22 protein-coding genes are annotated in these 25,627 nt (G+C 71.7%); 8 read left to right on the forward strand and 14 right to left on the reverse strand.

Going from position 1 to position 25,627, the window contains the following annotated elements; genetic code table 11:
* Positions 1-653: 653 nt before the first annotated feature.
* From AC068D_RS15900 to AC068D_RS15915, 4 genes are read right to left on the reverse strand one after another with little or no spacing between them, the layout of a single operon-like run.
* Positions 654-1,739: a hypothetical protein gene (locus AC068D_RS15900; RefSeq protein ID WP_478823618.1), complete on the reverse strand. Its 1,086-nt coding sequence runs from the start codon at positions 1,737-1,739 to the stop codon at positions 654-656.
* Positions 1,740-1,743: 4 nt separating this feature from the next.
* Positions 1,744-2,730, reverse strand: a complete 987-nt coding sequence (locus AC068D_RS15905; protein WP_478823619.1) for an N-acetylneuraminate synthase family protein — start codon at positions 2,728-2,730, stop codon at positions 1,744-1,746.
* Between the two features lie 10 nt (positions 2,731-2,740).
* Positions 2,741-4,003, reverse strand: coding sequence for a cytidylyltransferase domain-containing protein (locus tag AC068D_RS15910; RefSeq protein WP_478823620.1), 1,263 nt, complete (start codon positions 4,001-4,003; stop codon positions 2,741-2,743).
* Positions 4,004-4,026: 23 nt separating this feature from the next.
* On the reverse strand, positions 4,027-5,328 hold the full coding sequence (locus AC068D_RS15915; protein ID WP_478823916.1) for a DUF6716 putative glycosyltransferase: 1,302 nt from the start codon (positions 5,326-5,328) through the stop codon (positions 4,027-4,029).
* Between the two features lie 223 nt (positions 5,329-5,551).
* Here AC068D_RS15915 and AC068D_RS15920 point away from each other — a divergent pair, with 223 nt between their 5' ends.
* The gene (locus tag AC068D_RS15920) at positions 5,552-6,559 is read left to right on the forward strand and encodes a glycosyltransferase family 2 protein (RefSeq protein ID WP_478823621.1); all 1,008 of its coding nucleotides are present in this window, start codon (positions 5,552-5,554) and stop codon (positions 6,557-6,559) included.
* Positions 6,559-7,899, forward strand: a complete 1,341-nt coding sequence (locus tag AC068D_RS15925; protein WP_478823622.1) for an alpha-2,8-polysialyltransferase family protein — start codon at positions 6,559-6,561, stop codon at positions 7,897-7,899. Before AC068D_RS15920 ends, AC068D_RS15925 begins: the two co-directional genes overlap by 1 nt.
* 69 nt (positions 7,900-7,968) lie before the next feature.
* Here AC068D_RS15925 and AC068D_RS15930 read toward each other — a convergent pair whose 3' ends face one another.
* The gene (locus AC068D_RS15930; RefSeq protein ID WP_478823623.1) at positions 7,969-8,622 is read right to left on the reverse strand and encodes a TetR/AcrR family transcriptional regulator C-terminal domain-containing protein; all 654 of its coding nucleotides are present in this window, start codon (positions 8,620-8,622) and stop codon (positions 7,969-7,971) included.
* Positions 8,623-8,659: 37 nt separating this feature from the next.
* Between AC068D_RS15930 and AC068D_RS15935 the strand changes: the two genes are divergently transcribed.
* Entirely contained in the window at positions 8,660-10,072 is a 1,413-nt protein-coding gene (locus AC068D_RS15935) for an FAD-dependent monooxygenase (protein ID WP_478823624.1), read from the forward strand.
* Here the strand turns inward: AC068D_RS15935 and leuE are convergent.
* Complete coding sequence (gene leuE / locus AC068D_RS15940) at positions 10,059-10,715, reverse strand: leucine efflux protein LeuE (protein ID WP_478823625.1); 657 nt, start codon at positions 10,713-10,715, stop codon at positions 10,059-10,061. The genes AC068D_RS15935 and leuE overlap by 14 nt on opposite strands.
* 111 nt (positions 10,716-10,826) lie before the next feature.
* Entirely contained in the window at positions 10,827-12,407 is a 1,581-nt protein-coding gene (locus AC068D_RS15945) for an acyl-CoA mutase large subunit family protein (protein WP_478823626.1), read from the reverse strand.
* A 301-nt stretch (positions 12,408-12,708) separates the two neighbouring features.
* Here AC068D_RS15945 and AC068D_RS15950 point away from each other — a divergent pair, with 301 nt between their 5' ends.
* Complete coding sequence (locus tag AC068D_RS15950; RefSeq protein ID WP_478823627.1) at positions 12,709-13,533, forward strand: L,D-transpeptidase family protein; 825 nt, start codon at positions 12,709-12,711, stop codon at positions 13,531-13,533.
* A 638-nt stretch (positions 13,534-14,171) separates the two neighbouring features.
* Here AC068D_RS15950 and AC068D_RS15955 read toward each other — a convergent pair.
* From AC068D_RS15955 to AC068D_RS15965, 3 genes are all read right to left on the reverse strand, one after another.
* Positions 14,172-15,179 (reverse strand): hypothetical protein, encoded by a 1,008-nt coding sequence (locus tag AC068D_RS15955; RefSeq protein ID WP_478823628.1) that lies wholly within the window; start codon positions 15,177-15,179, stop codon positions 14,172-14,174.
* On the reverse strand, positions 15,179-15,922 hold the full coding sequence (locus tag AC068D_RS15960; RefSeq protein ID WP_478823917.1) for an RNA polymerase sigma factor: 744 nt from the start codon (positions 15,920-15,922) through the stop codon (positions 15,179-15,181). The genes AC068D_RS15955 and AC068D_RS15960 overlap by 1 nt, the downstream gene beginning before the upstream one ends.
* Positions 15,923-16,668: 746 nt before the next feature.
* The gene (locus AC068D_RS15965) at positions 16,669-17,319 is read right to left on the reverse strand and encodes a hypothetical protein (protein WP_478823629.1); all 651 of its coding nucleotides are present in this window, start codon (positions 17,317-17,319) and stop codon (positions 16,669-16,671) included.
* 138 nt (positions 17,320-17,457) lie between these two features.
* Here AC068D_RS15965 and AC068D_RS15970 point away from each other — a divergent pair, with 138 nt between their 5' ends.
* Positions 17,458-19,143: an FG-GAP-like repeat-containing protein gene (locus AC068D_RS15970; RefSeq protein WP_478823630.1), complete on the forward strand. Its 1,686-nt coding sequence runs from the start codon at positions 17,458-17,460 to the stop codon at positions 19,141-19,143.
* Between the two features lie 270 nt (positions 19,144-19,413).
* On the opposite strand, the gene AC068D_RS15975 is transcribed toward AC068D_RS15970, so the two are convergent.
* The 4 genes from AC068D_RS15975 to AC068D_RS15990 all read right to left on the reverse strand — a co-directional run bounded on the left by AC068D_RS15975 (position 19,414) and on the right by AC068D_RS15990 (position 23,779).
* Positions 19,414-19,959 (reverse strand): hypothetical protein, encoded by a 546-nt coding sequence (locus tag AC068D_RS15975; RefSeq protein ID WP_478823631.1) that lies wholly within the window; start codon positions 19,957-19,959, stop codon positions 19,414-19,416.
* A 60-nt stretch (positions 19,960-20,019) separates the two neighbouring features.
* Positions 20,020-20,553 carry a hypothetical protein gene (locus tag AC068D_RS15980; RefSeq protein WP_478823632.1) on the reverse strand — a complete coding sequence of 178 codons (534 nt, stop codon included), beginning with the start codon at positions 20,551-20,553 and terminating at the stop codon, positions 20,020-20,022.
* 693 nt (positions 20,554-21,246) lie between these two features.
* Positions 21,247-22,020 (reverse strand): DUF4328 domain-containing protein, encoded by a 774-nt coding sequence (locus AC068D_RS15985; protein ID WP_478823633.1) that lies wholly within the window; start codon positions 22,018-22,020, stop codon positions 21,247-21,249.
* Between the two features lie 145 nt (positions 22,021-22,165).
* On the reverse strand, positions 22,166-23,779 hold the full coding sequence (locus tag AC068D_RS15990; protein ID WP_478823634.1) for a beta-N-acetylhexosaminidase: 1,614 nt from the start codon (positions 23,777-23,779) through the stop codon (positions 22,166-22,168).
* Between the two features lie 252 nt (positions 23,780-24,031).
* On the opposite strand from AC068D_RS15990, the gene AC068D_RS15995 reads away from it, so the two are divergent.
* From AC068D_RS15995 to AC068D_RS16005, 3 genes are all read left to right on the forward strand, one after another.
* Positions 24,032-24,595: a 2-oxo-4-hydroxy-4-carboxy-5-ureidoimidazoline decarboxylase gene (locus AC068D_RS15995; protein ID WP_478823635.1), complete on the forward strand. Its 564-nt coding sequence runs from the start codon at positions 24,032-24,034 to the stop codon at positions 24,593-24,595.
* A 155-nt stretch (positions 24,596-24,750) separates the two neighbouring features.
* The gene (sdhC, locus tag AC068D_RS16000) at positions 24,751-25,131 is read left to right on the forward strand and encodes a succinate dehydrogenase, cytochrome b556 subunit (protein ID WP_338677131.1); all 381 of its coding nucleotides are present in this window, start codon (positions 24,751-24,753) and stop codon (positions 25,129-25,131) included.
* 8 nt (positions 25,132-25,139) lie between these two features.
* Entirely contained in the window at positions 25,140-25,616 is a 477-nt protein-coding gene (locus AC068D_RS16005) for a succinate dehydrogenase hydrophobic membrane anchor subunit (protein WP_478823636.1), read from the forward strand.
* The last annotated feature ends 11 nt before the right edge of the window (positions 25,617-25,627 follow it).

Here is a 25,627-nt window from a genome sequence, read left to right on the forward strand (position 1 = left end):
AAGCACGCGGCGTCCGCAGCGGTGGGCGCAAAGGCTGAGGACCGCCCCCGAACGGGAGCCGCTCGGGCGGGACGCACTCGGCCAGGACACACTCGGGCAGGACCGACGACACGACGAGGCACGGCGACCGGAAGAGCCTGCCGGGAAGCACGCGGCGTCCGCAGCGGTGGGCGCAAAGGCTGAGGACCGCCCCCGAACGGGAGCCGCTCGGGCGGGACGCACTCGGCCAGGACACACTCGGGCGGGTCCGACGACACGGCGAGGCACGGCGCGGGGGCCGTGGCCGGCAAACCCGTCCGGTCGCCGCACCGCCGAGGGCTGTCCCGTCATCCCTGGTGGATCGGCGCACGGCGTCTGATGCATGGGGTCTCCCCGGGCCGGCCGGGGGGGAAGGACCGCCTGGCGTTCGGGGCACCTCCGGGAAGGTCGCCCCCCTCAGCGGGCACATTCGTGCATTCGGCAGCACGGCGTGGGGGACCTCCCGGCGGTGGCCGGGGCAAGGACCGCCTGGCGTTCGGGGCACCCCCGGGAAGGTCGCCGCACCGCAGCGGGCACATTCGTGCATTCGGCAGCAGGGCGTGGGGGACCTCCCGGCGGTGGCCGGGGAGCGCCGTGGCTGTGGTCGTGCGCCGCCGGGGACGGCGGGGCAGCCCTCACGCGGGGGCCGCGATCCGCTGGACTCCCCGGGCCGTACCGGTGACCCCCGCCAGGAATCCCTGGGCCCGCGGCGATGCGGAGTCCCTGAGCCACTCCGGCGCGATGTCGCACACCGCGACCTTGATCCCCGTACCCGCGAGGGCGAGCGGCAGGGTGTGCACGACGGTGGACGGAAAGCTGAGCACCGTGCGGCCCGTCGGGCCACGCCGCGCGATCAGTTCCAGCGGCAGATCGGGCCGGACGATCTCCAGTCCGGTGCGCACGGCGAGCCTGTGCAGCTTGTCGGGGCTCTCGCGACGGTGCGCGAAGTAGCGGGTCGCACCGTGCTCGGTGGCGAGCGCGGCGACCGCTTCCTCGTACTGCACGGGGTCGACCACGCCCGTCTCGACCAGGGAGGTGCCGACCAGATCGGCTCCCCGGGTGAGGCGCGGCGGGCCGAACCGCGACCGGGTCCACGCAAAGGTGTTGGCGGTCACCGTGATCCCGGCCGGGGCTGCGACGGGCATCGAGGTGAAGACCTCCACCTCGCGGGAGTCCGACGGGGAGAGCCTGCGGCGCGCGGCGGCGGAGACCGGCGCGAGCACCAGCTCACGCGCTCCCCGCCGCCCGCGCCGGTGCCAGCGCACCAGACGCTCGCCCCTGGCCACTTGGGAGACGTACTCCATGGTGGCCGTGCCGTCGTCGACGACCGTCAGATCCTTCGTCCTCACCAGCGTCAGCAGCAGCTGCACATAGCGGGAGAACGGATCACCTATGACGACCCGTCGGGACCTGCGCAGCAGCGGGGCCAGCTCCCTGATGGTTCGCAGGGGCGCGCCGGCACCGGCGCGCGCCTCCTGCCAGCGGACCGTGAAGCCTTCGTCGCGGGCGAGCTCGGCCATGCGGCGCAGCTGTCCGCGCGACATGGGGTCGGTGGGCGACAGGACCACCACGGTCAGCTCCCGTCGCGGCCGCCCGCCCACGGCCGTGACCGGGCCCGACGGCTGGGCCGGGATGCACGGCAGTGGGCCGGCGGGGCTGATGTCGGCCCACTCCAGGACGTTCAGCAGCTGGACCGGGCTCTCGACGAAGGCGAGGTCCATGGCGTCAGACCGCGACCGCTTCGGCCTGCTCGGCCTGCTCGGCCTGCTCGGCCTGCTCGGCCGGCGCGGCCTGCTCGGTCGTGGGAGCCTGCTCGGCCTGCTCGGCGACGACGCCCGCCACGCGGCGGAGCTTCTTCATCGGGGCGAGCTCGGATTCGTACACCTTCTTGACCCCGTCGCCCAGGGCGGACTCGATGGTGCGGATGTCCCGCACGAGGCGCTGGAGACCGCCCGGCTCGACGGAGGCGGCCTGGTCGGAACCCCACATCGCGCGGTCGAGGGTGATGTGGCGCTCGACGAACGCGGCGCCGAGTGCGACGGCGGCGAGGGTGGTCTGCAGTCCGGTCTCGTGGCCGGAGTAGCCGATCGGCACGTTCGGGTACTCCTGCCTCAGGGTGTTGATCACTCGCAGGTTGAGCTCACCGGCCTTGGCCGGGTAGGTCGAAGTGGCGTGGCAGAGCAGGATGTTGTCGCTGCCGAGGACCTCGACGGCGTGACGGATCTGCTTCGGCGTCGACATGCCGGTGGAGAGGATGACCGTCCTACCGGTGGCGCGAAGGGCACGCAGCAGCTCGTCGTCCGTGAGGGAGGCGGAGGCGACCTTGTGGGCCGGGACGTCGAACTTCTCCAGGAAGGCGACCGCCTCGGTGTCCCACGGGGAGGCGAACCAGTCGATGCCGCGCTTCCTGCAGTGCTCGTCGATGGCGCGGTACTCGTCCTCGCCGAACTCCACACGGTGGCGGTAGTCGATGTACGTCATCCGGCCCCAGGGAGTGTCCCGCTCGATGTCCCACTGGTCGCGCGGGGTGCAGATCTCCGGGGTGCGCTTCTGGAACTTGACCGCGTCGCAGCCGGCGTCCGCGGCTGCGTCGATCAGCGCGAACGCATTGTTCAGGTCGCCGTTGTGGTTGATGCCGATCTCGCCGGTGACGTAGACGGGGTGACCGGGGCCCGCGGTCTTGCTGCCGAGGGTGCGCAGACGGGAGTTCATGTGGGGTTCCTTACGGGGTCGGGGTGTTGAGGGTGGGACCGAGGAGCCAGGAGGCGATCTCACGGATCGCGCCGGCGCCACCCGGGGTGGTGGTGACGGCGCGGGCGGCGGCACGCACGCAGTCGTGCGCGCTCGCGACGGCAACGGGCCAGCCGACGAGCCCGAAGCACGGGAGGTCGTTGACGTCGTTTCCGGCGTAGAGGACCCGCTCGGGCGCGACCGCGTGCTCCTCGCACCACTCCTTGAGCGCGAGGTCCTTGCGGTCGATGCCGTGCAGAACGGGGATGCCGAGTTTCCGGGCGCGCGCGGCGACCACGGGGTTCTGCTCGGTGGACAGGATCAGCAGCTTCAGCCCGGCCCGGCGGAGTGCGGCGATGCCCAGTCCGTCCCCGCGGTGCACGGCGACGAATTCGCGGCCGTCGGCGTCGATGAGGACCCGGTCGTCGGTCTGGGTGCCGTCGAAGTCGATGACGACGGCGTCGACATCCGCCTGGGTGGGCAGGGGCGCGGGGTCGAGCAGGGGCGCGAGTGCGCGGGCGCGGGCCAGGTCGTGCGGATCGTCGATCTCCAGCACCCGTGCGGGGTCGGTCTCGACGAGCACGGTCCGGCCGAAGAAGCGGTGGCCGTGGACGCGGAAGCCCTTCGCGTCCATCGCGTACGCCGCACCGGTCTCCAGGAAGTCCTCGGGCCGGTCCTGGCGGCGCGGGCGGTACGACTTGTCGTGGTTGACACCCTCGCCGTCCCGGGCCGCGGCGGCGGTGCCGTCCTTGCCGACGGCACCCTTCGTGGCCGGGACCGTGGCCCGCGTGGCGCGGCGCCAGACGAAGGCGTGGAAGGGCGCGACCGTGACCGCCGTGTCGGCGCCTTCCTCGACGACCGCCGAGGCGACCCCGTCGATGTCCTCGCTGGTGAGGAAGGGACTGGTGCACTGGACGAGCAGCACCGCATCGGCCGGGCGGCCGTGGATCGCCTCGTGGGCGTCCATCGCATGGATCACCGCGGACTCGCTGGTCGCGGTGTCGCCCGCGATCTCCGGCGGGCGCCGCACACAGTGCACCCTGTCGGCTGCGCCGAGGGCATCGCCGGCCGCGCGGGCCGCGTCCGCGATCGCGGCGTCGTCCGTGGAGACGAGGACATGGGTGACGAGCCCCGCGCCGAGGCAGGCACGCACGGCGCGGGCGACGAGCGGCACTCCGCCGACCTGCGCCAGGTTCTTGGCGGGGACGCCTTTGGAGCCGCCCCGGGCGGGGATGACGGCGAGGACGGTGGCCACGGCGGAGGGCTCCTTCGGGGGGTTCACAGTGCGCCCAGGCGGCGGATGAGTGGCGCGACGCGCTGCACGCCGTGGCGGTACGCGCCGCGTGCCGCCCCCCGGACCGCGTCGCGCAGCAGTCGGCGCACGCCGGTGGGCTCCGTCGCCCGGGCCGCGCCGGGCAGCGGGGTGCCGTCCGGGGCGAGGTGGTGGCGGGCGAGGATCCCGGGCAGATAGCCGGGCGCGGTGGACGTCGTGTAGTAGGGGGTGACCGGGGGGAGCACAGGACGGCTCAGCAGCCCGGCGACCCGCTCCCGTGCCTCGTCGAAGGCCGTCCCATAGCTTCCGTCCGCGGCGACGCCCTGCCCGGCCAGCCAGTCCTCGCACGGAGCCGGCCGGTGGCCGTCGTCGAGGGCGTCCCAGGAGGTCAGCAGGCCGGAGCCGAGGAAGTGGTGGTTGCCGAGCGACTCACGCACCCCGAGGTCACTGAGCACGGCCGTGGGGACACGGCGGTGGAGCGCCTCCAGCGCGGCCGTCGAGGAAACGGTCACCAGCAGATCGGTGCGGTCGAGCACCTCGCCCATGTGGCCGTACACAAGGCGGAAGTTGGGCGGCAGTCCGCCGGGGAGCCGGTCCGCCAGCCTCTGGTACGGAAGCTCCTCCAGGTGCGTGGTGTGCTCACCGGGCTTGGAGCGGAGCTTCAGCAGAACCTCGCGGCCGGGGTGGAGCCGGGCGTGCTCGACGAGCCTGCGCAGCAGATACACACGGTCCGCGCGGCTCTCCGGCACGGACGGCTGGGCTGCGAAGACGATGGTGTCGCGGCCGTCCTGCCGCTGGTACGGCGCTCCGCCGAGGAAGGGCAGTGCCGCTTCCGTCACGGAGGAGGATTCGGCGCCGACGCCCTCGTACACCGCGCGGAAGCGGTCCGCGTCATGACGGGAGTTGGCGAGCACGATGTCCGCGCCGTGCCGCAGCAGAAGACCGTCGGCCAGTTTCTCGTAGACCACCCCCACATAGCCGGTGACGAGCACGGGCCGGCGCGGCAGCCGCAGCGCGGCCAGACCGTGCAGCATCGCCTGCACGGCGCCGCCGACCAGGGCGAGGACGACGACGTCGTAGCCCTCGTCCTGGACGGCCCGGAGGAATTCGGCGCCGGTCACCTCGCGCAGAGCATCCGCGGTGACCCCGACCTCGGCGAGCTGGCGGGTGGTGGGGGTGGCGCGGCCCCGGAGCAGGAATCCGGTGAGGGCCGTGCCCTTCGCGGGATCGTCCGCGGGCTCCGGCGCGGTGAGCCGGCGCGCCGTCAGCGCACCCCACTTCCATCGGGTGTCGGAGTCGGCGAGCACGGCGACGCGCAGCGCTTCGCTGGTACTTGATGGCACGCCGAGGACGTTAGAAAGGCATTCCGGTCGGCGGCCCAACTGGGCAGCAACAAATGGTTAACAGCGGGCCGACGGCTCGCGAAAAAGCCTATGGGCCGGACCGGTTAACAATTCCGCCGCACCCTGTTCACCCGCTGTCCGTCCCGGCGTCAAGGTGAATGCCGGGCCGCCGCCTAGTGTCCGGTGAGTGGTCAAGCTCTCCGTCATCGTGCCGTTCTACAACGTGCAGTCATACGCGCCCGACACCCTCAGAAGCCTGCATGCGAACGCGCGCGAGGACTTCGAATTCCTGCTCGTCGACGACTGCTCGCAGGACGGGACCCGGGAGGTCCTGGAACGCGCCCGGCACCGGATTCCCGGAGCCGTCCTGATCGGGCACGAACGGAACGGCGGACTGGCCACTGCCCGGAACACCGGCCTGGCCGCCGCGCGCGGCGAGTACATCACCTTCCTCGACGGCGACGACTGGCTGGCCCCCGGCTACTACGAGCAGCTGGTGAGCGCCATCGAGGGGCTGGGCGTCGATTTCGTGCGCACCGACCATGTCCAGTGCACCGGCCGCGACCGCAAGGTGTTCCGGGTACCGGTGGGGCGCAGGAACGAAGTGCTGCGGCCGCGCGACACGATCCTGCCCGTCGACCGCACCACCTCCGTCGACTACCCGATGGCATGGGCCGGCATCTACCGCCGCGAGCTCCTCGACCGTGGACTGCTGCACTTCACCGACGGGCTGCGGACGGCCGAGGACCGGCCGTGGATCTGGCGGCTGCACCGCGAAACGGAATCCTTCGCAGCGGTGGGCCTGCTCGGGATCTTCTACCGGCGCGGAATCGCCTCGTCCCTGACGCAGATCGGAGATGTCCGGCAGCTCGATTTCATCAGGGCTTTCGACCAGGTGCTCGAGGAAACGGCAAAGGATCCGGATTCCGACCGGCTGCTCCCCAAAGCCGTACGAACCTACTGCGCCGTCATTTCCCACCACCTGGTTTCGATGGAGAGGTACGAACCGGCCGTGGCCAGGAAATTGCGTTCGATGAGTGCGGCTGCGCTGCGCCGTATGCCCCCGGACATTCTGAAGGACGCACTCCGCTCGATGGATGCCGAACGGGCCTCCCGGCTGCGCAGGGTTCGCCGTCGGGCCCTGGGCGCCGCAGCGACTCCCCTGGCCGCTGCCTCCGCCGGGGCGGCCGCCTGATGCACACGAAGCGCACGACGCAGATCTTCTTCGCCTCCACGCTGTACGGCGCCGCGACGCTGGCGGCCGCGCTCGACAGCGGCTGCTTCGAGCCCGCGGACCGACGGCTGCTGCTGGTCGGCAACAACGCGGCGGTCCCCGAGACCACTCCGGCCGTGGACGAGATGCCCGGCTTCGCACGCCTGCGCGGCCGCTTCGACGAGGTGCTGTCCTGGAACGAGGCGATCGAGCCCCTCCACCCGGCAGGCTGGGCGCCCCGGCCGGAGGACGTCCCGGTGTGGGAGCGTCTCCTGCGGACGCTGTGGGGGATCGGCGACGACCGGATCGAGCTCGCTCTGGAATCCATCCAGGTCAACCCGGCGCTGGCGATCGCTCAGCTGTTCCCGGATGCGCGGATCGATGTGTACGCGGACGGCCTGATGAGTTACGGCCCCACGCGCAACAAGATCGACCCACTGGTCGGCGAGCGGGTACGGCGGCTGCTCCACCTGGACCTGGTGCCGGGGCTGGAGCCGCTGCTGCTCGCGGAGTTCGGGGCAGAGCCGTGTCAGGTGCCGGTGGCGGCCTTCACCAAGGTGGTCGAGGAACTGGCCGAGGGTTCCGGCGAGTTGCCGGAGCTCCCCGCCGCCGCGGACGAGGAGCCGCCCGCCCTGCTGCTCGGGCAGTACCTCGCCGCCCTGAACATCCTCACCGCCGACGAGGAAGAGGCCCTGCATCTGCGGATGGTCCGGGGCGCGATCGCGCGCGGACACCGGCGCCTCGTCTTCAAGCCGCACCCGGTGGCGCCGGCCGCCCGGTCACGTGCGCTGGCGCGTGAGGCGCAGCAATTGGGCGCGGAACTGACGGTGCTGGAACGGCCGTTGCTCGCCGAGGTGCTGTTCCAGGAGTTGAAGCCCTCTCTGGTGGTGGGCTGTTTCTCGACCGCGCTGCTGACGGCGAGCACGTTCTACGGCATCCCGGTCGCCAGGACCGGCACCCGGGCGCTGCTCGACCGGCTCGCCCCGTACCAGAACAGCAACCGCATACCGGTCACGATCGTCGACGCGCTGGTCCCGGATCTGGCGGAGGGGGCCGCCGGGCCCGCGGGCGCGGCGGACGAGGAGTTGTCCGGGCTGGTGCGGGCGGTCGGCTTCGCCATGCAGCCGAGGCTCCGGCCCGATCTGCGGGAGGCGGCGCAGAGTTATCTGGCGGCGCATCTGTCGACCCGCACCTGGCACTACTTCAAACGGCGCCGGCTGACGGTCCTCGGCCTGCCGGGCGGGATCCCGGTGCCGCGCAATGCCGCCGTACGGCGCGTGGTGCGCAGGGCCCGCCGGCTCAAGAGGGCGGCGCTGGGCTGAGCCCGCTCCGCTCCGCGTCGCCGGACGGGCCCCTCACCGCCCGTCCGGCAACCCGGCGACCCGGCGGCCTCACGCCGGACGGTCCGTTCCCCGCAGCACCTGACCGATCCCCGCCACCACCGCCGCCAGTCCCGATTCGAAGCCCTCCTGGTGATGGGCGAAGATCTCGAATCCCACCTCGGCCGCGAGCGGATACTCCGAGAGCCTTTCGGCGCGGGCCCCGAGGTCGTAACCCTCGGCTCCCGTGGCCGGGTCCGGGCCCATCGCCTGCTCCTCGATCACATAGCCGATCGTGTAGCTGTAGACGGTGAACCAGGCGCGCGCGGCCTCCGCCGCGGTGAAGCCGTCGGCGATGAGGGTGCGCATGTGGGCCTCCAGTGGCGCCGCATGGCTCGTGTCGGTGAAGTGCGTACCGCTGTAGACCTTCGCACCGTCGCGATAGCGCAGCAGGTGCGCGCGCAGTCCGCGCATCGCACCGGCGAGGCTCTCTCGCCAGTCCGGGGACAGCGACGCGGTCATGTCGGCCACCATCCGCCGGAGCATTTCCGTCGCCATCTCGTCGAGCAGCGCCTGTTTGTCCTTGAAATGCCAGTACAGCGCGGGCGCTTTGACGTCCAGCTCCTTGGCGATGGCGCGCAGCGTCAGGCCCTCCAGTCCCACCTCGTTCAGCAGGCGCAGGGCGGTGTCGGCGACTCGGGCACGGTCGATCTTCGTAGGTCCCACCTTGACAGTTTAACGCCGTTAAGGGCACGCTCCTGTCATGGCACTTAACAACGTTAAGGAAACCGACGTACTCGTCATCGGCGCCGGTCCCACGGGACTCACCCTCGCCGTGGACCTGACCCGCCGGGGTGTCGGCGCTCTCGTCGTCGAGAAGGCCGACGGCCTGTTCACCGGGTCCCGGGGCAAAGGGCTCCAGCCCCGCACGATGGAGGTTTTCCACGACCTCGGGGTGGTCGACGCGGTCCTGGCCGCGGGCGGGCGGGCACCGATGGGCCTCGTCTGGCAGAACGGCGAGCGGCTCGGCGAGCACGACATGTTCGACCGGGCGGAACCGACGGAGGCCGCACCGTACGGCGAGCCCTGGCTGCTGCCGCAGTGGCGCACGCAGGAGATCCTGCTCGCCAGGCTCCGCGAGCTCGGCGGCGATGCCGCGTTCGGCCGGGAGGTGACGGCGATCGCGCAGGACGCCGACGGCGTCACGGCACACCTCGCGACGGGTGAGGTCGTCCGCGCGCGGTACGCGGTGGCCGCCGACGGCGGCCGCAGCACGATCCGCACAGCCCTCGGCATCGGTATGCAGGGTGAGAACGTCGACCCCATCCCGATGCTGGTCGCGGACATCCGCATACCGGAGCTCGACCGGGACGGCTGGCACATGTTCGGCGGCGGGGACGCCGGCTACCTGGCCGTCTGCCCACTGCCCGGCACCGAGGACTTCCAGCTCGTCGCCCAGATCAAGGAGGGCTCACCGGACACCACGCCCGAGGGCGTACGCGCACTGGTTGCCGCCCGCACGCATCTGACGGCGGACCAGGTCACCGAGGTGCGCTGGGCATCGGACTTCCGGCCGCGCGCCGCCCTCGCCGACCGTTTCCGCGACGGCAGGATCTTCCTGGCAGGCGACGCCGCCCACGTCCACTCCCCCGCCGGCGGCCAGGGCCTGAACACCAGCGTCCAGGACGCGTACAACCTGGGCTGGAAGCTGGGCCAGGTGCTGCGCCACGGCGCGCCCGAGTCGCTGCTCGACACCTACGAGGAGGAGCGAAGGCCCGTCGCGGCACACGTCCTCGGCCTGTCCACCCGGATCCACCGGGGCGAATCACGACGCGGCAGCGAGACCCGTCAACTGGGCCTCGGCTACCACGGCGGACCGCTCGCCACCGGTGCCGCGGGGGCCCTGACGGCGGGCGACCGCGCACCGGACGGGCGGCTCGCGGACGGCACCCGCATCCTCGACGCCTTCCGCGGCCCGCACTTCACCCTCCTGGCCGTGGGTACGGACGCGGAACCGCCACGGCAGCTCCCCGGCGTCGTCCGGGTACTGCGGACCGGGCCCTGCGAGGCCTACGGCAAAGGCCTCTTCCTGGTCCGCCCCGACGGCTACGTCGGCTGGGCGGGAGAGGACACGACGGGGCTGGGCGACTGGCTGGCGCGAGTCACGCGCTGCTGAGCGAGAGCTTCACCGCAAAGCCGAGGAACAGCGTCCCGGCAGCGGAAGTGGCGCCCGCCGCGAGTCGCTTGCGGCGGCGGAAGGCGGACGCCAGATGTGTGCCCGTGAAGATCAGCAGGGTGAGGTAGAGGAAGCTCGCGAGCTGGGCGAAGGCGCCGAGAACGAGGAAGGAGACCGCCGGGTGGGCGTAGCCCGGATCCACGAACTGCACGAAGAAGGCGACGAAGAAGAGAATCGCCTTCGGATTGAAGAGGCTGACCACCAGGGCACGCCGGAACGGCCGCTCCCCCGCCGCCCGGCCCGGGGCCTCGGCAGCACCGTCGGAGGTGCCTTCGTGCCGGGTGCGCCACATGCCCCAGGCCGCCCGCATCATCCCGATCGCCAACCAGGTCAGATAGCCCGCGCCGGCGAACTTCACGATCCCGAAGAGCACGGCATTGGCCTGGAGCAGCGAGGCGACTCCGGCAGCGGACAGCGTCATCAGAAGCGTGTCCCCGCACCACACACCGGCCGCCGCCGTGTAGCCCGCGCGCACACCACGACGCGCGGCGACCGAGAGCACGTACAGCGAGTTCGGCCCCGGCAGCAGCACGATGAGCACAAGGCCCACGAGATAGGTCGGAAGATCGGTCACACCCAGCATGAGGCGGAGTCTCGCACACGAGTGCGACACTCCGCCCTTGCGTTTCGTATGACGGAAACCCCCCGGCCGATCCCTTCTGGCCGTGCCCTTCCGGCGGAGCCCGGCGGGCCGTCAGAAGGAGGAGGAGGGGACGTACGTCCCCCACACCTCGCGCAACGCGTTGCACACCTCGCCCACCGTGGCCCGCGCCCGCAGCGCGTCCTTCATCGGGTAGAGCACATTCGCGGTTCCTCGCGCGGCCTTCCTCAGCTCGTCGAGAGCGGAGTCGACGGCGGTCCGGTCCCGCTCGGCGCGCAGCTTGGCCAGGCGCTCCGCCTGCTGTGCCTCGATGGCCGGGTCGACACGCAGCGGCTCGTAGGGCTCCTCCTCCTCGAGGGCGAAGCGGTTGACGCCGACGACGACCCGCTCGCCGCTGTCCGTCTCCTGCGCGATCCGGTAGGCGCTGCGCTCGATCTCGTCCTTCTGGAAGCCGCGCTCGATCGCGCTGACCGCGCCGCCCAGCTCCTCGACCTTCGCCATCAGCTCCAGCGCCGCGGCCTCCACGTCGTCGGTCATCCTCTCCACGACGTACGAGCCGGCGAACGGGTCCACCGTGGCCGTGACATCGGTCTCGTAGGCAAGCACCTGCTGGGTGCGCAGTGCGAGACGCGCCGACTTGTCCGTCGGCAGGGCGATGGCCTCGTCGAAGGAGTTGGTGTGCAGCGACTGGGTGCCGCCGAGTACGGCCGCGAGCCCCTGGACGGCGACACGGACCAGGTTCACCTCGGGCTGCTGAGCGGTCAGCTGCACGCCCGCGGTCTGGGTGTGGAAGCGCAGCATCAGCGACTTGGGGTCCTGGGCGCCGAACTCGTCCCGCATCACCCGCGCCCAGATACGACGCGCGGCGCGGAACTTGGCGACCTCCTCCAGGATCGTCGTACGCGCCACGAAGAAGAAGGACAGCCGGGGCGCGAACTCGTCCACATCCATCCCCGCAGCCACCGCCGTCCGGACGTACTCGATACCGTCCGCAAGGGTGAAGGCGATCTCCTGCGCGGGCGACGCCCCGGCCTCGGCCATGTGATAGCCGGAGATCGAGATCGTGTTCCACTTCGGCATCTCGGCCCTGCAGTACCGGAAGATGTCGGCGATCAGCCGCAGTGAGGGCTTGGGCGGGAAGATGTAGGTGCCCCGGGCGATGTACTCCTTGAGCACGTCGTTCTGGACGGTGCCGGTCAGCTGGTCCGCCCGGACCCCCTGCTCCTCGGCCACAAGCTCGTAGAGGAGCAGCAGAAGAGCGGCCGGAGCGTTGATCGTCATCGATGTGGAGACCTTGTCCAACGGGATTCCGCCGAACAGGACGCGCATGTCGTCGAGGGAGTCGATCGCGACCCCGACCTTGCCGACCTCGCCGTGGGCGATCGGCGCATCGCTGTCGTGGCCCATCTGGGTCGGCAGGTCGAAGGCGACGGACAGGCCCATCGTGCCGTTCGCGATCAGCTGCCGGTAACGGGCGTTGGACTCGGCCGCGGTGCCGAAGCCGGCGTACTGGCGCATCGTCCACGGACGACCGGTGTACATCGACGGGTAGACACCGCGCGTAAAGGGGTACGCACCGGGCTCACCCAGCTTCTCGGCCGGATCCCACCCCTCCAGGGACTCCGGCCCGTAGACCGGTTGGATGGGCAGTCCCGACTCCGACTCGCGCGCCATGTGCTGTGCCTCCCGCTGGAGCTGCTGCTGAAAGGTGTCCCTTGAGCTTCTGATTCGTTGGCTGAACTGCCGACCGAACCACCGGCCGACCACCGGAGCCACCGACCGGTTCAACATGCTGCGACTGTTGCGGCGGAACGTAGTGACGGGCGTCCGGCGGGTGGAGCGCCGCACGCTTGGGACTTTCCTCACAGCATGCTCCCCTGTCCGCAACCGAGCACGGTCGGAAAGCATCCCTACTCACACACGACCGTCCCGGGGGGCTCCTATGCACCGCACGTCCGTCCTGCACAGAACACTGATGACCGTGATCGCGGTCGCCCTGGCCGCAGGCTGCAGCGCCCAGACCGCGGGGGGCGGCGGCGCTGCGACAAAGCCGTCCGCGAGCGGGAAGCCGGCGAAGCCGCTCGCCTCTTCGGCCGATCCGGTTACGGACTCCAAGCCGAGCGGGGCGGCGCCGTCCTCGTCGGCCTCCGGGTCCGCCTCGGCGACGCCCCAGGTGCTGCTGAAGGAGGGCACGGAGAACGAGCAGGTACGCGAGCTGCAGGCACGGCTGCGCCAGCTCGGCCTCTTCCACCGCGCACCCACGGCCTTCTACGGTTCGATGACCGCGGAGGCCGTCAGCGGCTTCCAGAAGAAGCACGGGCTGACCGCGACCGGCACGGTCGACGGGACCACCTGGACGAGCCTGACCGGAGCGACCCGCAAGCCGACCGCCGACGAGCTGCGACCGGCCACCACCAACGCGCTGGACAAGCCCGACCCTCGCTGTCTGAAGGGCCGTGTGCTGTGCATCAGCAAGGAGAGCAGGACGCTCGCCTGGATGATCGACGGCACGGTCGTCGCGGCGATGGATGTCCGCTTCGGCTCGGAGAACACGCCGACCCGCGAAGGAACCTTCAAAGTGGACTGGAAGGCCAAGAAGTGGACGTCGACGATCTACCACACGTCGATGCCCTACGCGATGTTCTTCAGCGGCGGCCAGGCCGTCCACTACTCGTCGGACTTCGCGGCCCGCGGCTACAGCGGCGCTTCGCACGGATGCGTCAATGTCCGGGACAAGACGAAGATCGCGGCGGTCTTCGACCAGGTGAAGGCCGGCGACAAGGTCGTCGTCCACTGGTGACGCCAGGAAAGTTGATGGGCGCGGGCGGGACCGGGGGAACGTGTCCCGCCCGCGCCATATGCGCCGAGCCGTAGGTACGGGGGGAACCCCGGCTCAGGCGCGGCCGATGACCAGTCGGCACTTACTACTGCGTCGTCGCGTCGAAAAACGTCACACCTGGCCGAAAGTTTTTCCGGCGTTGCTGAACCCGCAGGTCACGAGGGGTGTGCGGGAGGCGTGACGGACTGCGGCCACGGTGGGCGGGGAGAGGGAACAAAGCCGAGGCGCCCGACGACGCCCCCGCTGCCCGGACACCGGCGCTGCCTGTGCGGCGGCGGCGCACGAGAGCCGGCAGGGTCGGCACGGAAGGGGCGGGCGCCCTGACCCGGCCGCCGGCGGCGACCCGAGGTCGACCACCGCCCCGCGCGGGGGCACAGCCGAGGCGGGCACGGGGAACCCGCGTACCCGGCTCCGGCCGTCACAGCCCAAGGGCGGCCAGGCCCCGGCAGAGGAGCGGCGCGGGCACACGGGACCGCCGCGCGGCGGCGTCGTCCGAGGAGCGCCGGGCGTGGCCTCGGAGGCGCAAGGGGCTACCTCACACGGGGACCGCGAGGCAGGTCACGGGCGGGCCCGGACATGTGAACGGCCGGGCGGCGGCGTCATACGGTGATCGGCAGGCCCGGGACGTACAGGGGCGGCAAGGCGACCGGGTGTGCAGGGGCGGGCGCGGAAAGGTCCATCGAAAGAGCCGGGAGCCCGCCGGCGGCGTCGGGAGCCCCGTCGCCGTCGTCGTCGCCCTTGCCGCTGCCGCTGTCGTCCCCGCCGTCGCCGCTTCCGCCATCGGCACTTCCGCCGTCGCCGTCGTGGTCCCGGCCGTCGTCCGACTGCCCGCCACCGGAGAGCACCCGGTCGCAGAATCGCTTGAGCTGCTCCGGGCCCTTGGCCGCGTCCTCCAGTCGGCGCTTGCGCTCCTCGTCGAGGCTCCCGCTGCGGTAGTCACGGCAGGCGTCGACGGTTCTGCTGTACCAGTCGCCCTTCCCGTAACGATCCCTGTCCCCGGACTTGTCCGTGCCGCTGCCCCTGTCGTTGCCGCCCGGGGTCTCCTCCCCGAGACCGGCCCCGCCGGTGGGCTCGGTGGTGCCCGAGAAGGGCGGGGGCTTCGCGGGGCCATCGCCGGACGGAGGCGCGACCGGCGCCGTCACGTCGACACCGCCCGCCGGCGATTCGGAGACGACCGGTCCGGGCGTGACGGCTCCCGAGACGGAAGACGCGGGCATCGGGGCACGGTCGTCGCCGAAGGGGGCCGGCAGCACACCGGCACCGGCCGCGACGGCCACACCGCCCACGGCAAATCCGGCCAGCGAGGCTGCCAGTCCCCAGCGCATGGGCCGGCTCCAGCGAGCCGGCCGGTTGGCGGGTGCCGCGAGTTGAACGGCCGGAAGCAGCTCCGCCGCCCCGCCGTCGCGCGCCTTGCGGAACGCCGCGAGCGCAGCCTCCTCGCCGCGCAGCGGCTCGGTCCCCGCCTCGTGCACACGGGCGGCGTCCAGCACCTCGGCGAGCCGATGCGCATCGCTACGCGCGTCAACGCCGACGGTCTCGACCGGTTCGCCCCGAAGCAATCGCTCCGCGGCCACCCGGTCGAGCCATTCGTACCGCTCGTCGGCCATCACATGTCCTTCTGCGTCCGCAGAGGCGAATGCGTCACACCGGCTGACCGCGCAGCACCGTGGCGAGGGGTGCGCTGCGGGGGTACTCCGCCGAGCTCGGAACCGTGTCCGGCGCCCTCCGCGCCGCCGTGAGCACTGTGGTCACCGAGGCCGCCGAGACCGCCGTGAGCAGCATCGTCACCGTGATCGCCGGGGTCCGCTCCGATCAGCTCCGCCAGCCGCCTCAGCCCTCGGTGCGCAGCGGTACGAACCGCGCCCGGCCGCTTCCCCAGCGCCTTCGCGGCAGTCTTCGCATCGAGGCCGACGACCACCCGGAGGACCACGGCCTCCGCCTGGTCCTGCGGCAGTTGGGCGATCAGCTCCATCGTCCTGCCGGTGGCGAGGGCCTCCATGGCTTCTCCGGCGGTGTCGGACTCGGCGGGCTTCCCTGTGAGTTCCGTCTCGTCACCACCGATCGCAGGCCGTCGGCCGCGCATCCGTATGTGATCCAGAGCACGGTTGCGGGCGATCCTCGCCGCCCAGCCTCGGAACCGGTCGGCGTCCCCGCTGAACCTCTCCAGGTCCCGCGCTATCTGCAGCCAGGACTCGGACGCCACATCCTCGGCGTCCGCTTCACCGACCAGCGTGCGTATGTAGCCGAGCAGTCGCGGATGCACCGCGCGGTACACAGTCCGGAACGCGTCTTCGTCCCCGTCCTGAGCCGCGAGCACCGCGGTGGTCAGCTCCGCGTCGTCCCCCAGCACTCCCACTACCCGTTCGTCATCGCGGCTGGTCACACCTACCGCGCGCCCCATCGCGCAGGAGCACGCTACGTGCCTACCGCTGCGTACGTCCATGTCTTGTACAACCTGCAACATTCTGCTGGAGCCATACGTGTGACAGAAAACGCATCCCCGGCGCTGAAGGTAGTACGGGGCCGCCCAGCGGCCCCGGCGGACGACGACCGGGGCCTCTCCTGTGGGGGGTGGCGGCCCCGGTCGTCCTTTCTGCCCCACGTGGCGCGTCCCCCTCCGCTCCAGGCGCGGAGGCCTGACGGCTCGTCAACAACGGTCGGCTCCACGGTTGGAGCCCTTTTCCCCGGCTCCGCTGCAGGAGCCTCCTTCCGCTCGTACCCGGAGTCGCCCGGTGAACTCCAACCGGGCGCCTGCCCCGGTCCCTTCTGCCGCTTCCCGGCCGCGTATGCGCACTCACCATGGCCTGCCACACCCTCCGGCCACCGCCCGCGGGCTCCGCACCGGGCGGTTCGTCCTGCCGCTCCGGGGTGGTGAGACACACATACGACAACGGGCGGCGTCGGCCGCCGGCGCACCGGTGCGTCCTGGGCCCGCCTGCGAGCCCGTGGGCAACTGCGCGTCCCGTGCGCCTCGCACCCGGCCTCGCCATGGCCCGGGAGGCCTGGCGCTGACGGGCAGACCAGGGTTGCCGCCATGAGGGCCGCGGCCGGGATCCCGTCCGGGGCGCCCGGCCGCCTGCGCGGGATCAGGACCGTTCAGTCGGGAACCGCGCCGTGCCAGCGCCAGGACTCCAGCCGCCCCCGCCCGGGCAGTTCGCCGCGTCCCGTCGCCCACAGCAGGGTGGCCCAGCGGTCGGTGTCGGTCGGCGCGTCCGGGAAAAGACGGGTGAGGACGCGGTCGCAGAGACCCGCGGGCGGTGTCCAGGAGACGCCGAGCCCCTCGGCCATGTCATGGGTGTGCACGAGCGTCTCGACCACACCCATACCGGCGAAACCCTCGGGGTCGGAGACCCCGAAGCCGTGGAACGACCGCACATCGGGCGGTGCCGTCCGGACCATCGCCGTGAGCATCGCACCGCAGGCCTCGAGCACCAGCAGCAGCCCCGCCGGTCCCGTGCCCCGGTCCGCGAAGGTGACGTTCGCGGGGCCGCCCTCACGTCGGAACACCCAGTCGAACGGGACCTCGGCATCCAGCGGAGGGGCTTCCGGGCCCAGTTGCGCGGCGTACGCGAAGAGGTCGTCGGCGAGATGCTCCGCCGTCTCCCAGCACGTCCACTCCAAGGGCCCGGCCTTGGCCTCCCAGTCGGCACCCAGCCCGGCCCGGAGCGTCGTCAGCGCGAGCCGCACGGCGTGCTGCACATCATCGGCAGTGACGGGCGTGCGCGTCGGCACGTGATCATCGGCCATGCCCGGACCGTACCAACATCGTCTGAGCGGGCGTCACCCCGATGGCCCGTCAATCACTTCCTCATTTCGGGCGATCAACGACTGTGCGGGCCGGGTCGCGTCCTCGGACCGCCCTGCATTTCCCTATGCTCGCGCCCCATGACCAGCCGCGCCATGAGGTGCTCCCGTAATACCGTGCTCGCCGCTGCCGTCGCCATGGGGTTCTCGCTCGCAGGGCCTGCGGCACCCGCTGTGCCCGCTCCCGTCCCTGCCGAACAGGGGGGCGACGTTCACAGCCTGCCCGTGCCCGCGGGCGACGACCCGGCGCTCCGGCTGCTCCCCGCCCGCACGACACAGCCGTTCAGCATGATGGGTCTGACCTGGGACGACCCCGCCGAGCAACTGAACGGCACCGCCGAGGTCCGGACCCGGGACAGCCGTACCGGCGTCTGGTCCGGATGGCGTGTGCTCGACGCCGACGTCCGCGCCCCCGAATCGGGACGCGAGCAGGCCGGGAACGCGCTGCGCGGCGGGACCTCCCCCCTGTGGACCGGACCGTCCGACGGGGTCCAGCTGCGGGCCAGGGGCGAGACCCTGCCGGACGGGCTGCGCGTCGAGCTGATCGACCCGGGCGCCGGCGACGACGTGTCCGTGTCCGCGACCCCGACGACTCCCCCGTCGCCGTCGTCCCCGTCCGGTCCGGTACCGCCCCAGGAAGCTCCGGCCACGCCCGCGCCGTCCCTCGCCCAGGCACCCGCGGGCGCGCCGCCCGTCATCTCACGTGCGGGGTGGGGCGCCGACGAATCGCTCGTCAAGGACCCGCCCCGCTACAACAGGAGCACCAAGGCGCTCTTCGTCCACCACACCGCGGGGACGAACAACTACACGTGCGCCCAGTCGCCCTCGATCATCCGGGCCATCTTCCGCTACCACGTGCAGAGCCAGGGCTGGAACGACATCGGCTACCACTTCCTCGTCGACAAGTGCGGCAGGGTCTTCGAGGGCCGCGCGGGCGGTATCGACCGGCCGATCCAGGGCGCGCACACCTACGGCCTCAATGTCGACACGAGCAGCATCTCGGTCCTCGGCGACTACATGACGGCCAAGGCGGTCCCGGCCGTGAAGAAGGCGATCGCCTCGGTGGCGGCCTGGAAGCTCGGGCTCTACGGACATGATCCGGCGGGTTCCGTCGTTCTCACCGTGGGCGCGGACAACGGGAACTTCCAGGCCGGGGACAGAGTCAGGCTCAAGCGGATCTCAGGACACCGGGACGGCTCGGCGACCGACTGCCCGGGCGACAGCCTGTATGCCGATCTGCCGGAGATCCGTACTCTCGCCGGGGCCGTCGCCGCCGGAGCCGCCCCGGAACCGGGCGTGACACCGGACGCCCACCCCGGCGCCGGCCTGGCCGGTGGGCTGCTCTCGGGCCTCGTCGACGTCACGACGGGCGACTTCGACGCGGACGGGTTCCCGGACGCCGTGGTCGTCCACCGCACCGCGGCGGGTGCCATGCCGCTCGTGCTGCTGCACGGCACCGCGAGCGGTCTGGACACCGGCTCGCCCGCGGTGCTGCACGGCGCGGGAGGCCAGGCGGTGGCCTCCGGTGACCTCAACGGGGACGGGTACGCCGACCTCGTCGTCCTGACCGGCCACGGGATCGACACCTTCCACGGCTCGGCCCACGGACTCACCACCACGGGCGCACCGACGCTCGACGGCCACTGGGGAGCCGTCCCGTCGTTCACCACGCGCGACACCGACGGTGACGGGTACGACGACGTCGTCGCCGGCGGGGTGGTCATCGCGAGGGGCGGCCCGGACGGCGTGGAGCCCGCGGACGTCTAGGGCCTCTCGTTCGGATCTTGCCGGGCTCGCGCGCCCCGGCCACTGATCCAGCCCGACCCGGACGAAAGACCCTAGGTCCTCGTCCGTGCCTGCTGCTGTGACCGCCCTATCTCCGTCCGGCCCGAGCGGCCGGGCGGAGACCGGGCCCGTTCCGGCGGAGCGTTCGCTCCGCCCGCCGGTCACGAGGAGCGCGACGGTCCCTTCACGGGCGTCATCGGCCTTCTCGTCGGCCGGCCACGCAGCGCCTGCCGGGGCGGCGGTCGCCCCCGGTCAGGGACGCCCGGACGGAGCCCGGCCGGCGTCCTGGTCCTGCGCGGCCCTCGCCCGGCGGGAGAGAGCCGCCCGGAGCACACGCCGGCCTTCCACCGAGAGGTCCAGGGCCCTGCGCAGACCCGCACCGCCCGGGGTGGCCGACAGGACCTCGAGGATCTGGACCTGGCGGCGCTGCTCGCCGGCGACCAGCGGGCCCTCCGTGCCACGCGAGGGGTCGAGTTCCTGGTGGAGCCGGAGCGCCAGGGCCGAGCAGGCCGTGGCCCATTCGGCCAGCGGCGCGGTGGCCCATTCCGAAGGAGCGGCGCCGATCATCTTCCGCACCGGAGCGGCCGCCTCGTCGGCGACGGGCGTGTCGTCGAGCGTGGCCCTGGTGGTCGCGAGGCGCCCCGCCCAGCCGTCCTCGCCGTCGGCGATACCCGCCCAGAGCGGGCGCAGCACATCCGTTTCGTCGACGAGCAGGGGCAGGCAGCGGTCGAGGCAGGCCAGACCGCTCGCGGCCAGGCTCCGCTCATCCGCCTCAGCGATCAGTTCCACCAGGCTCATCGACGCCTCCCGACAGTGCGGACGCAGTTGTTCCTTACTGCGCCGGATGGCTCAAAATCGTCACCGGACGTCATCCGAATCACCCAACTCGTCCGGAATGCCCAGCCGGTGGAGAAAGCCGAAGAAGAGCTCCTCGGCAGTGGCGGCCAGCGGCTCGGGCCGTGGCGCTCGCAGGATCTCCTGCAGCGCCCCGGCTTCCGCCGCCGTCCCGGCCTCGGCCGCCCACTCGGAGGCCCGCTGTGCCGCATCCTCGGCGGAGGGGTAGAGGTCATCGAGAGCCGTGCCACTGGCGGCGAGAAATCCGGCCATGTTCTCCCTGGCCAGACAGGCGTACCAGGCGCCACTGCCCGGCGCCGCCCCCTCCACCGCCACACAGGCGCTGTCCATGACGAAGCCGAAGAGCACCGGCGCACCGGCCGACCGGGCCAGAGCCGTCATGTCACCCAGGTCGGGCTCACTCGGAGCCCGCCACACCTGCCAGCCGCCAGGACGCGGCCGGTGCGGCACAAGCCCGCCCCGTACATGCCCGAGTGCGTCCTGCTCGGCCAGCGGCCGCTCGCCCCTGCCCACGAGAAAATAGCCCCAGAAGCCCATGCCTGCCCCCTGCTCAGCTCCGCTCCCGACTCCAGCGTGATGGGTGGCGCGTTGCACCGCGCCACACCGTTCACGTGCAACACACTTGCACCACAGCTCCGTTACATTCTGCGCACATTCAACAGGGCTTGTGGGGAGCTCAGTCGAGAAAACACGGGAAAGGTTCCGCCCGAGAACTCCGGCCACCGGGCCGTGCGCACTCCCGCCCGTCCGGCCGGCCTCACGTCCGTCGGCGATCACGGGTGGCACGGGGAGCACGATGGAGGGGGCGGTGTCCCTGCCCCTCACCTCGTGCTCACTCCCGTTTCGACGGCCCGCCGCCCACCGGACCACCGACCACCGACCACCGACCCTCGGCCCGGCGGCCCCTGCCGCGGGGTGGACGGCTGCGCCCGAAGGGCCGTCCACGGCCGGACGGCCCGCCGCCCACGGAGCCGGTCACGGTCAGGGCCGTCCGTACCAACGCGTCCGGCGACACCTTCGCGGATCAGCGACACCCCGTCGGTGCGGGCTCCACGGCGTGCGGGCAGCGGTCGTGCGGGCAACGGTCACCGGCAGACTCACGGTGCCGGGCGCGGCACTCCCGGAACGGCCGGCCGCCACGCACCGAGCGAGGCGTCCACGACTGCCCCGTCGAAGGTGCTGCGGCGCAGGCCCGGAGCAGCTGTGAGCCGTGCCGCGCCGGGGCTGGGCTCACACGGCGGCCGGTACCGGCTCGCCCGTGGCCTTGGCGTGCTGCATCGCCGTCAGCCTCCGGACGACCACCATCGCCAGCAGCGCCGCCGCGAGATCGACGAGGTTGCAGAACATCAGCTGCCCCGCGGCCATGCGGATCGCCTCGGGGTCCTCGGCCTTGTCGTACGCCCTGGCCGCGACCCGGTCGATCAGCAGCGCGACCACCCACATCGTCCACCAGGCATTGAGGAACGCATGCGACGAACCCCGTCCACCGGACGCCGGCCGGCTCGCGTCCCAGACATCGCCCGCGATCCCGCGGGGGATCCAGAGGTTCGCGACCGGGATGAACCAGCCGCCGATCGCCCAGCCGGGCCCGCGCCGCTGCAGATCGGGCCTGAGGACTCCGGCGTTGATGCGCACGCGGTGGAACCAGATGACGAAGAGGACGGCCGTCAGGAGCAGGGCGACCGAGTAGGCGAATCCGGAACCCGCCATCCACAGATCGGCCCGGTCGAGCTCGTCCTCCGTGTGCGCCGTCAGGTCGTCCATCAGCCCGCGCACATGGGTGGCCGCGGCGATGCTCGACAGATCGGCGAGCACGACGACACCGAGCAGGGCGAGGACGGCACGGGAGAGGCCCACGGGCGAACGCAGCACCGGCCGCGGCCCGGATGTCGACACCGGCGGCGCGGCCGGCGGTGGCGCGGTGTTGCCGGCCGCGACGGCACAGCCGTCGCAGAGCCCCTCGCCGGTCGTGGCCTTGTGCAGGGAGCAGTTGGAGCAGAGCACGGTCGAGGATCCCCCATGAACGAACCGGTCGAGTGCGCCCCTTACTTCCCCCCGGGGCCGCACGACACGGCCGCCCTCGGCCGCCCGCGGACGATACGTGGCACGGGCGATCGCCGTCCAGCGGGTTCCGCGGGGCAGCGGCGGTTCAGCCCAGCCGGTTCGCCAGAGCCATGAACGCCGCCCAGTCCAGGGGTGGCTGTCCCGGTGTCCACAGCTTCTGGGAGACCGCCCGCAGCGGCATCCGGACGCCCGCCGCCACCTGGTCCTGGGTCTGGGCCTGGGCGAGGTCGCTCCATATGGCGAGCCGGCCGCCGAGTATCTGGTCCGAGTAGCGTGCGGGGACCGCCGATGTGCCGCGCAGGACGAGCGGGTTCCACTGCTCGTAGATGCGGCGGCCCGTGGGGTAGGTGAACTGGTTGGGCTGGCCGAGCACGTAGTAGAGGTACTCGTCGTTGAGGTTGACCACCTTGCGGCCTTCCGCCAGATACTCCTGCGGCGGCCGTGCCCCGATCTCCTTGCCGGTCCAGTACTCGACCTCGATGTCCTTGTCCGCGGAGGTGACTCCACCACGGAAGAACCCGTCGTTCCAGGCCTTCGGCTTCTTCTCCGCCGCGCGCACCACCGCCGCCCGGTCGTTCAGCCAGCCGGTCGCCAGGTCCTGCACGCCGGCGTCGGGTCCGTACTTCTGCACGGCCGCCCGGGCGAGCTGGGGATACGAGGCCGCGGGATTCCTCACGGTCAGCGCCTGGTACTCGTCGGCGCCCACGTGGAACCACGCGCCGGGGAAGAGCGCCGCGTACTCCCGCAGCAGATCGTCGACGATCTGTGCCGACTCGGGCTTGGATATGTCGATGGCGCCCTGCCGGGGCACACCGTCGACATTGCGCAGCTGGAGCTGTGGATGGGCCCGCATGACCGCGCCCAGATGCCCCGGCGAGTCGATCTCGGGCACGATCGTGATGTGCAGGCTCTGCGCCAGCGCGATGATCCGGCGCACCTCGGCCTTGCTGAGGTGCTGTGCGGAGACGACCTCGGGATGGGAGTCGGAGGCTATGCGGAAGCCCTGGTCGTCCGAGAAGTGCAGCCCGAGCGTGTTGAGCTTGAGGTCGGCCATCTCGCGCAGCCTGGCCTCGATCCAGCCCGCGGTGTAGTGCTTGCGCGCGATGTCCAGGTTGAGTCCGCGCTGCGGACGGTCGGGCCGGTCGCGTACGACGCCCTCGGGCATGACACCGCCCGAGCGCAGCGACTGCTTGAGGGTGCGGGTGCCGTAGAAGACCCCGGCCTCGTCGGGGCCGGTGATCCGGACACGGTTGCCCCGGGTCGTGATGGTGTACGACTCAGGGGCGTCGGGCTGCGCGGAGCCCAGTGCCAGCTCGATGTCACCGGCCCGCACCGGGCCGCTGTTGCGTACGCCGGTCTTCAGCTCCCGGGACAGCAGCCGGGCCTCGTCGGCGAGGGTCTCGCTGCCCTTGGCCACGACGACGGCGCTGCCGGGCCCGGGCTTCCAGCCGGGTCCGCGCGCGGCCTCGTGCGTCCGTACGGAGGGGATGGTGCGGGGCACCGTGGAGAGCGGGTAGCTCTTCGTGGGCGTCGGTGTCGGCGACGGGGTGACGGCCGCCGGTGGCTGCGCGTCGCCGCGGGCGCCCGTCGACGTGCCGCCGCCCGAGCCGCCCGACGAGCAGGACACCAGGGTGGTCAGCGCCGCAGCGGCCGCCGTCACCGAACCCGCGAGCCGTGCGCTCCTGCACTGCCATGTCATCCCATCAGCCTCCTCTTCCCGGTGAAGTATGACTAATCAAGATGAACCGGGTGAAGTCGGGCGGGATCGTCTATCATGCGCGCCTGAACCTTCCCGTCCGGGTGAAAATCGTGCAACAGCCGGACAGCTTCCGCCGCAGATGGATAGCTTTGTGGCTCACCCACCCCACCATTCCCAGGCACCTCCGTGCCCGGGTGGAGCAGCCGAGGAGCCGAGGAGCACACGCTGTCCAGCGAATCGCACACCGGCCTCTTGCGGATCCCGGCCCCGGCCGGGCCCTCCCGTCCTGCGCCCCTGCCCGGCCTCGAGCGGTTCAACACCGCCCCCGCCGGCGCAGCCGAGGCGGCCCTGCTCGCCTGCTGCGGCAGCCGCCGATGGTGCCGGCGCATCGTCGCCCACCGGCCGTACCCGGATCTGCATGTCCTCCTCGCCGCCGCCGACGAGGCCGGCTACGACCTCGCACCCGCCGATCTGGACGACGCCCTCGCCGACGAGTCGCCCTCGGCACTGCACCCGAGTGCACCGGCCAGCGCCCACACTGCGCTGAGCGCCGCGCAGGCCGCGTACGAGAGCAGATTCGGCCATGCCTTCGTGATCTGCCTCGACGGCTTCCGCCCCGATGAGCAGCCCGACCAGGTGCTGGCCGCGATCCGCTCACGACTCGGCAACGATCCGGACGATGAGCGGGTCGTCGCCGCCGACGAGCTGCGCCGACTCGCCCGCACCCGGCTGGCGCACATGGTGGCCAATCACCCGGAAAGCAGCGGTTCCAGCCGCCGTGGAACCCGTCCTGATAGCCCGTCCGTGCCTGTTTGATCACACATAACGACCCCGGGCGAGGGAACCGACAACTCGTCGCTACGATGGCCGGGGCCGGTGGACCGTACCCGGCCGGGCCAGACCGACAGAGCTGTCACTTTTGGTAGAACGCTGGCGGCCGGCTCCAATCCCCGCTCCCGGAGGGTTTTTCCGTGCCGGCTGGAACGCTGTACCGCGGCCGGGAAGGTATGTGGTCCTGGGTGGCTCATCGAGTCACCGGCGTCCTCATCTTCTTCTTCCTGTTCGTACACGTGCTGGACACCGCTCTCGTCCGCGTCTCGCCCGAGGCGTACGACGAGGTCGTCGCCACGTACAAGACGCCGCTCGTCGCGCTGCTGGAGTACGGCCTCGTGGCCGCCATCCTCTTCCACGCGCTCAACGGCCTTCGTGTCATCGCCGTCGATTTCTGGTCCAAGGGCCCGCGCTACCAGAAGCAGATGCTCTGGACCGTCATGGGCATCTGGGTCGTGCTGATGGCGGGCGCCATCTACCCCGTCCTCGGCCACGCCGCACGTGAACTGTTCGGGAGCTGACGTCACACATGTCTGCTGAGACCTCTTCCGCGATCGGGGCCGTCGAGGGCGTCGGACTGTACGACGCCGACAACCCGGCTCCCGTCATCGAGGCGCCGCGCAAGCGCACCGCGAAGACCCCGAAGTCGACCCGCGGCAACTTCGAGATGGCCGCGTGGCTCTTCATGCGCCTGTCCGGTGTCGTCCTCGTCGTCCTCGTCATCGGCCACCTGCTGATCCAGCTCGTGCTCGACGGCGGCGTCTCCAAGATCGGCTTCGCCTTCGTGGCCGGCCGCTGGGCGTCCCCGTTCTGGCAGATCTGGGACCTGCTGATGCTGTGGCTGGCCATGCTGCACGGCGCCAACGGCCTCCGTACCGTCATCAACGACTACGCGGAGCGGCCGGGCACGCGCCTGTGGCTCAAGGGCCTGCTGTACACCGCCACGGTGTTCACCATCCTTCTGGGCACGCTGGTGATCTTCACCTTCGACCCGAACATCCGCTAGGCACGGGGCTG

This window comes from Streptomyces sp. NPDC043861 (genome assembly GCF_056435905.1).

Bases quoted from the DNA above. Each gene is read 5' to 3' on its own strand.
- leuE (WP_478823625.1), bottom strand. From the start codon at position 10,715: ATGCTGGGTGTGACCGATCTTCCGACCTATCTCGTGGGCCTTGTGCTC.
- AC068D_RS15905 (WP_478823619.1), bottom strand. From the start codon at position 2,730: ATGAACTCCCGTCTGCGCACCCTCGGCAGCAAGACCGCGGGCCCCGGT.
- AC068D_RS15980 (WP_478823632.1), bottom strand. From the start codon at position 20,553: ATGGGCTTCTGGGGCTATTTTCTCGTGGGCAGGGGCGAGCGGCCGCTG.
- AC068D_RS15950 (WP_478823627.1), top strand. From the start codon at position 12,709: ATGACCGTGATCGCGGTCGCCCTGGCCGCAGGCTGCAGCGCCCAGACC.
- AC068D_RS15945 (WP_478823626.1), bottom strand. From the start codon at position 12,407: ATGGCGCGCGAGTCGGAGTCGGGACTGCCCATCCAACCGGTCTACGGG.
- AC068D_RS15955 (WP_478823628.1), bottom strand. From the start codon at position 15,179: ATGGCCGACGAGCGGTACGAATGGCTCGACCGGGTGGCCGCGGAGCGA.
- AC068D_RS15990 (WP_478823634.1), bottom strand. From the start codon at position 23,779: ATGACATGGCAGTGCAGGAGCGCACGGCTCGCGGGTTCGGTGACGGCG.
- AC068D_RS15970 (WP_478823630.1), top strand. From the start codon at position 17,458: ATGACCAGCCGCGCCATGAGGTGCTCCCGTAATACCGTGCTCGCCGCT.
- AC068D_RS15925 (WP_478823622.1), top strand. From the start codon at position 6,559: ATGCACACGAAGCGCACGACGCAGATCTTCTTCGCCTCCACGCTGTAC.
- AC068D_RS15900 (WP_478823618.1), bottom strand. From the start codon at position 1,739: ATGGACCTCGCCTTCGTCGAGAGCCCGGTCCAGCTGCTGAACGTCCTG.
- AC068D_RS15935 (WP_478823624.1), top strand. From the start codon at position 8,660: ATGGCACTTAACAACGTTAAGGAAACCGACGTACTCGTCATCGGCGCC.
- AC068D_RS15965 (WP_478823629.1), bottom strand. From the start codon at position 17,319: ATGGCCGATGATCACGTGCCGACGCGCACGCCCGTCACTGCCGATGAT.
- AC068D_RS15975 (WP_478823631.1), bottom strand. From the start codon at position 19,959: ATGAGCCTGGTGGAACTGATCGCTGAGGCGGATGAGCGGAGCCTGGCC.
- AC068D_RS16005 (WP_478823636.1), top strand. From the start codon at position 25,140: ATGTCTGCTGAGACCTCTTCCGCGATCGGGGCCGTCGAGGGCGTCGGA.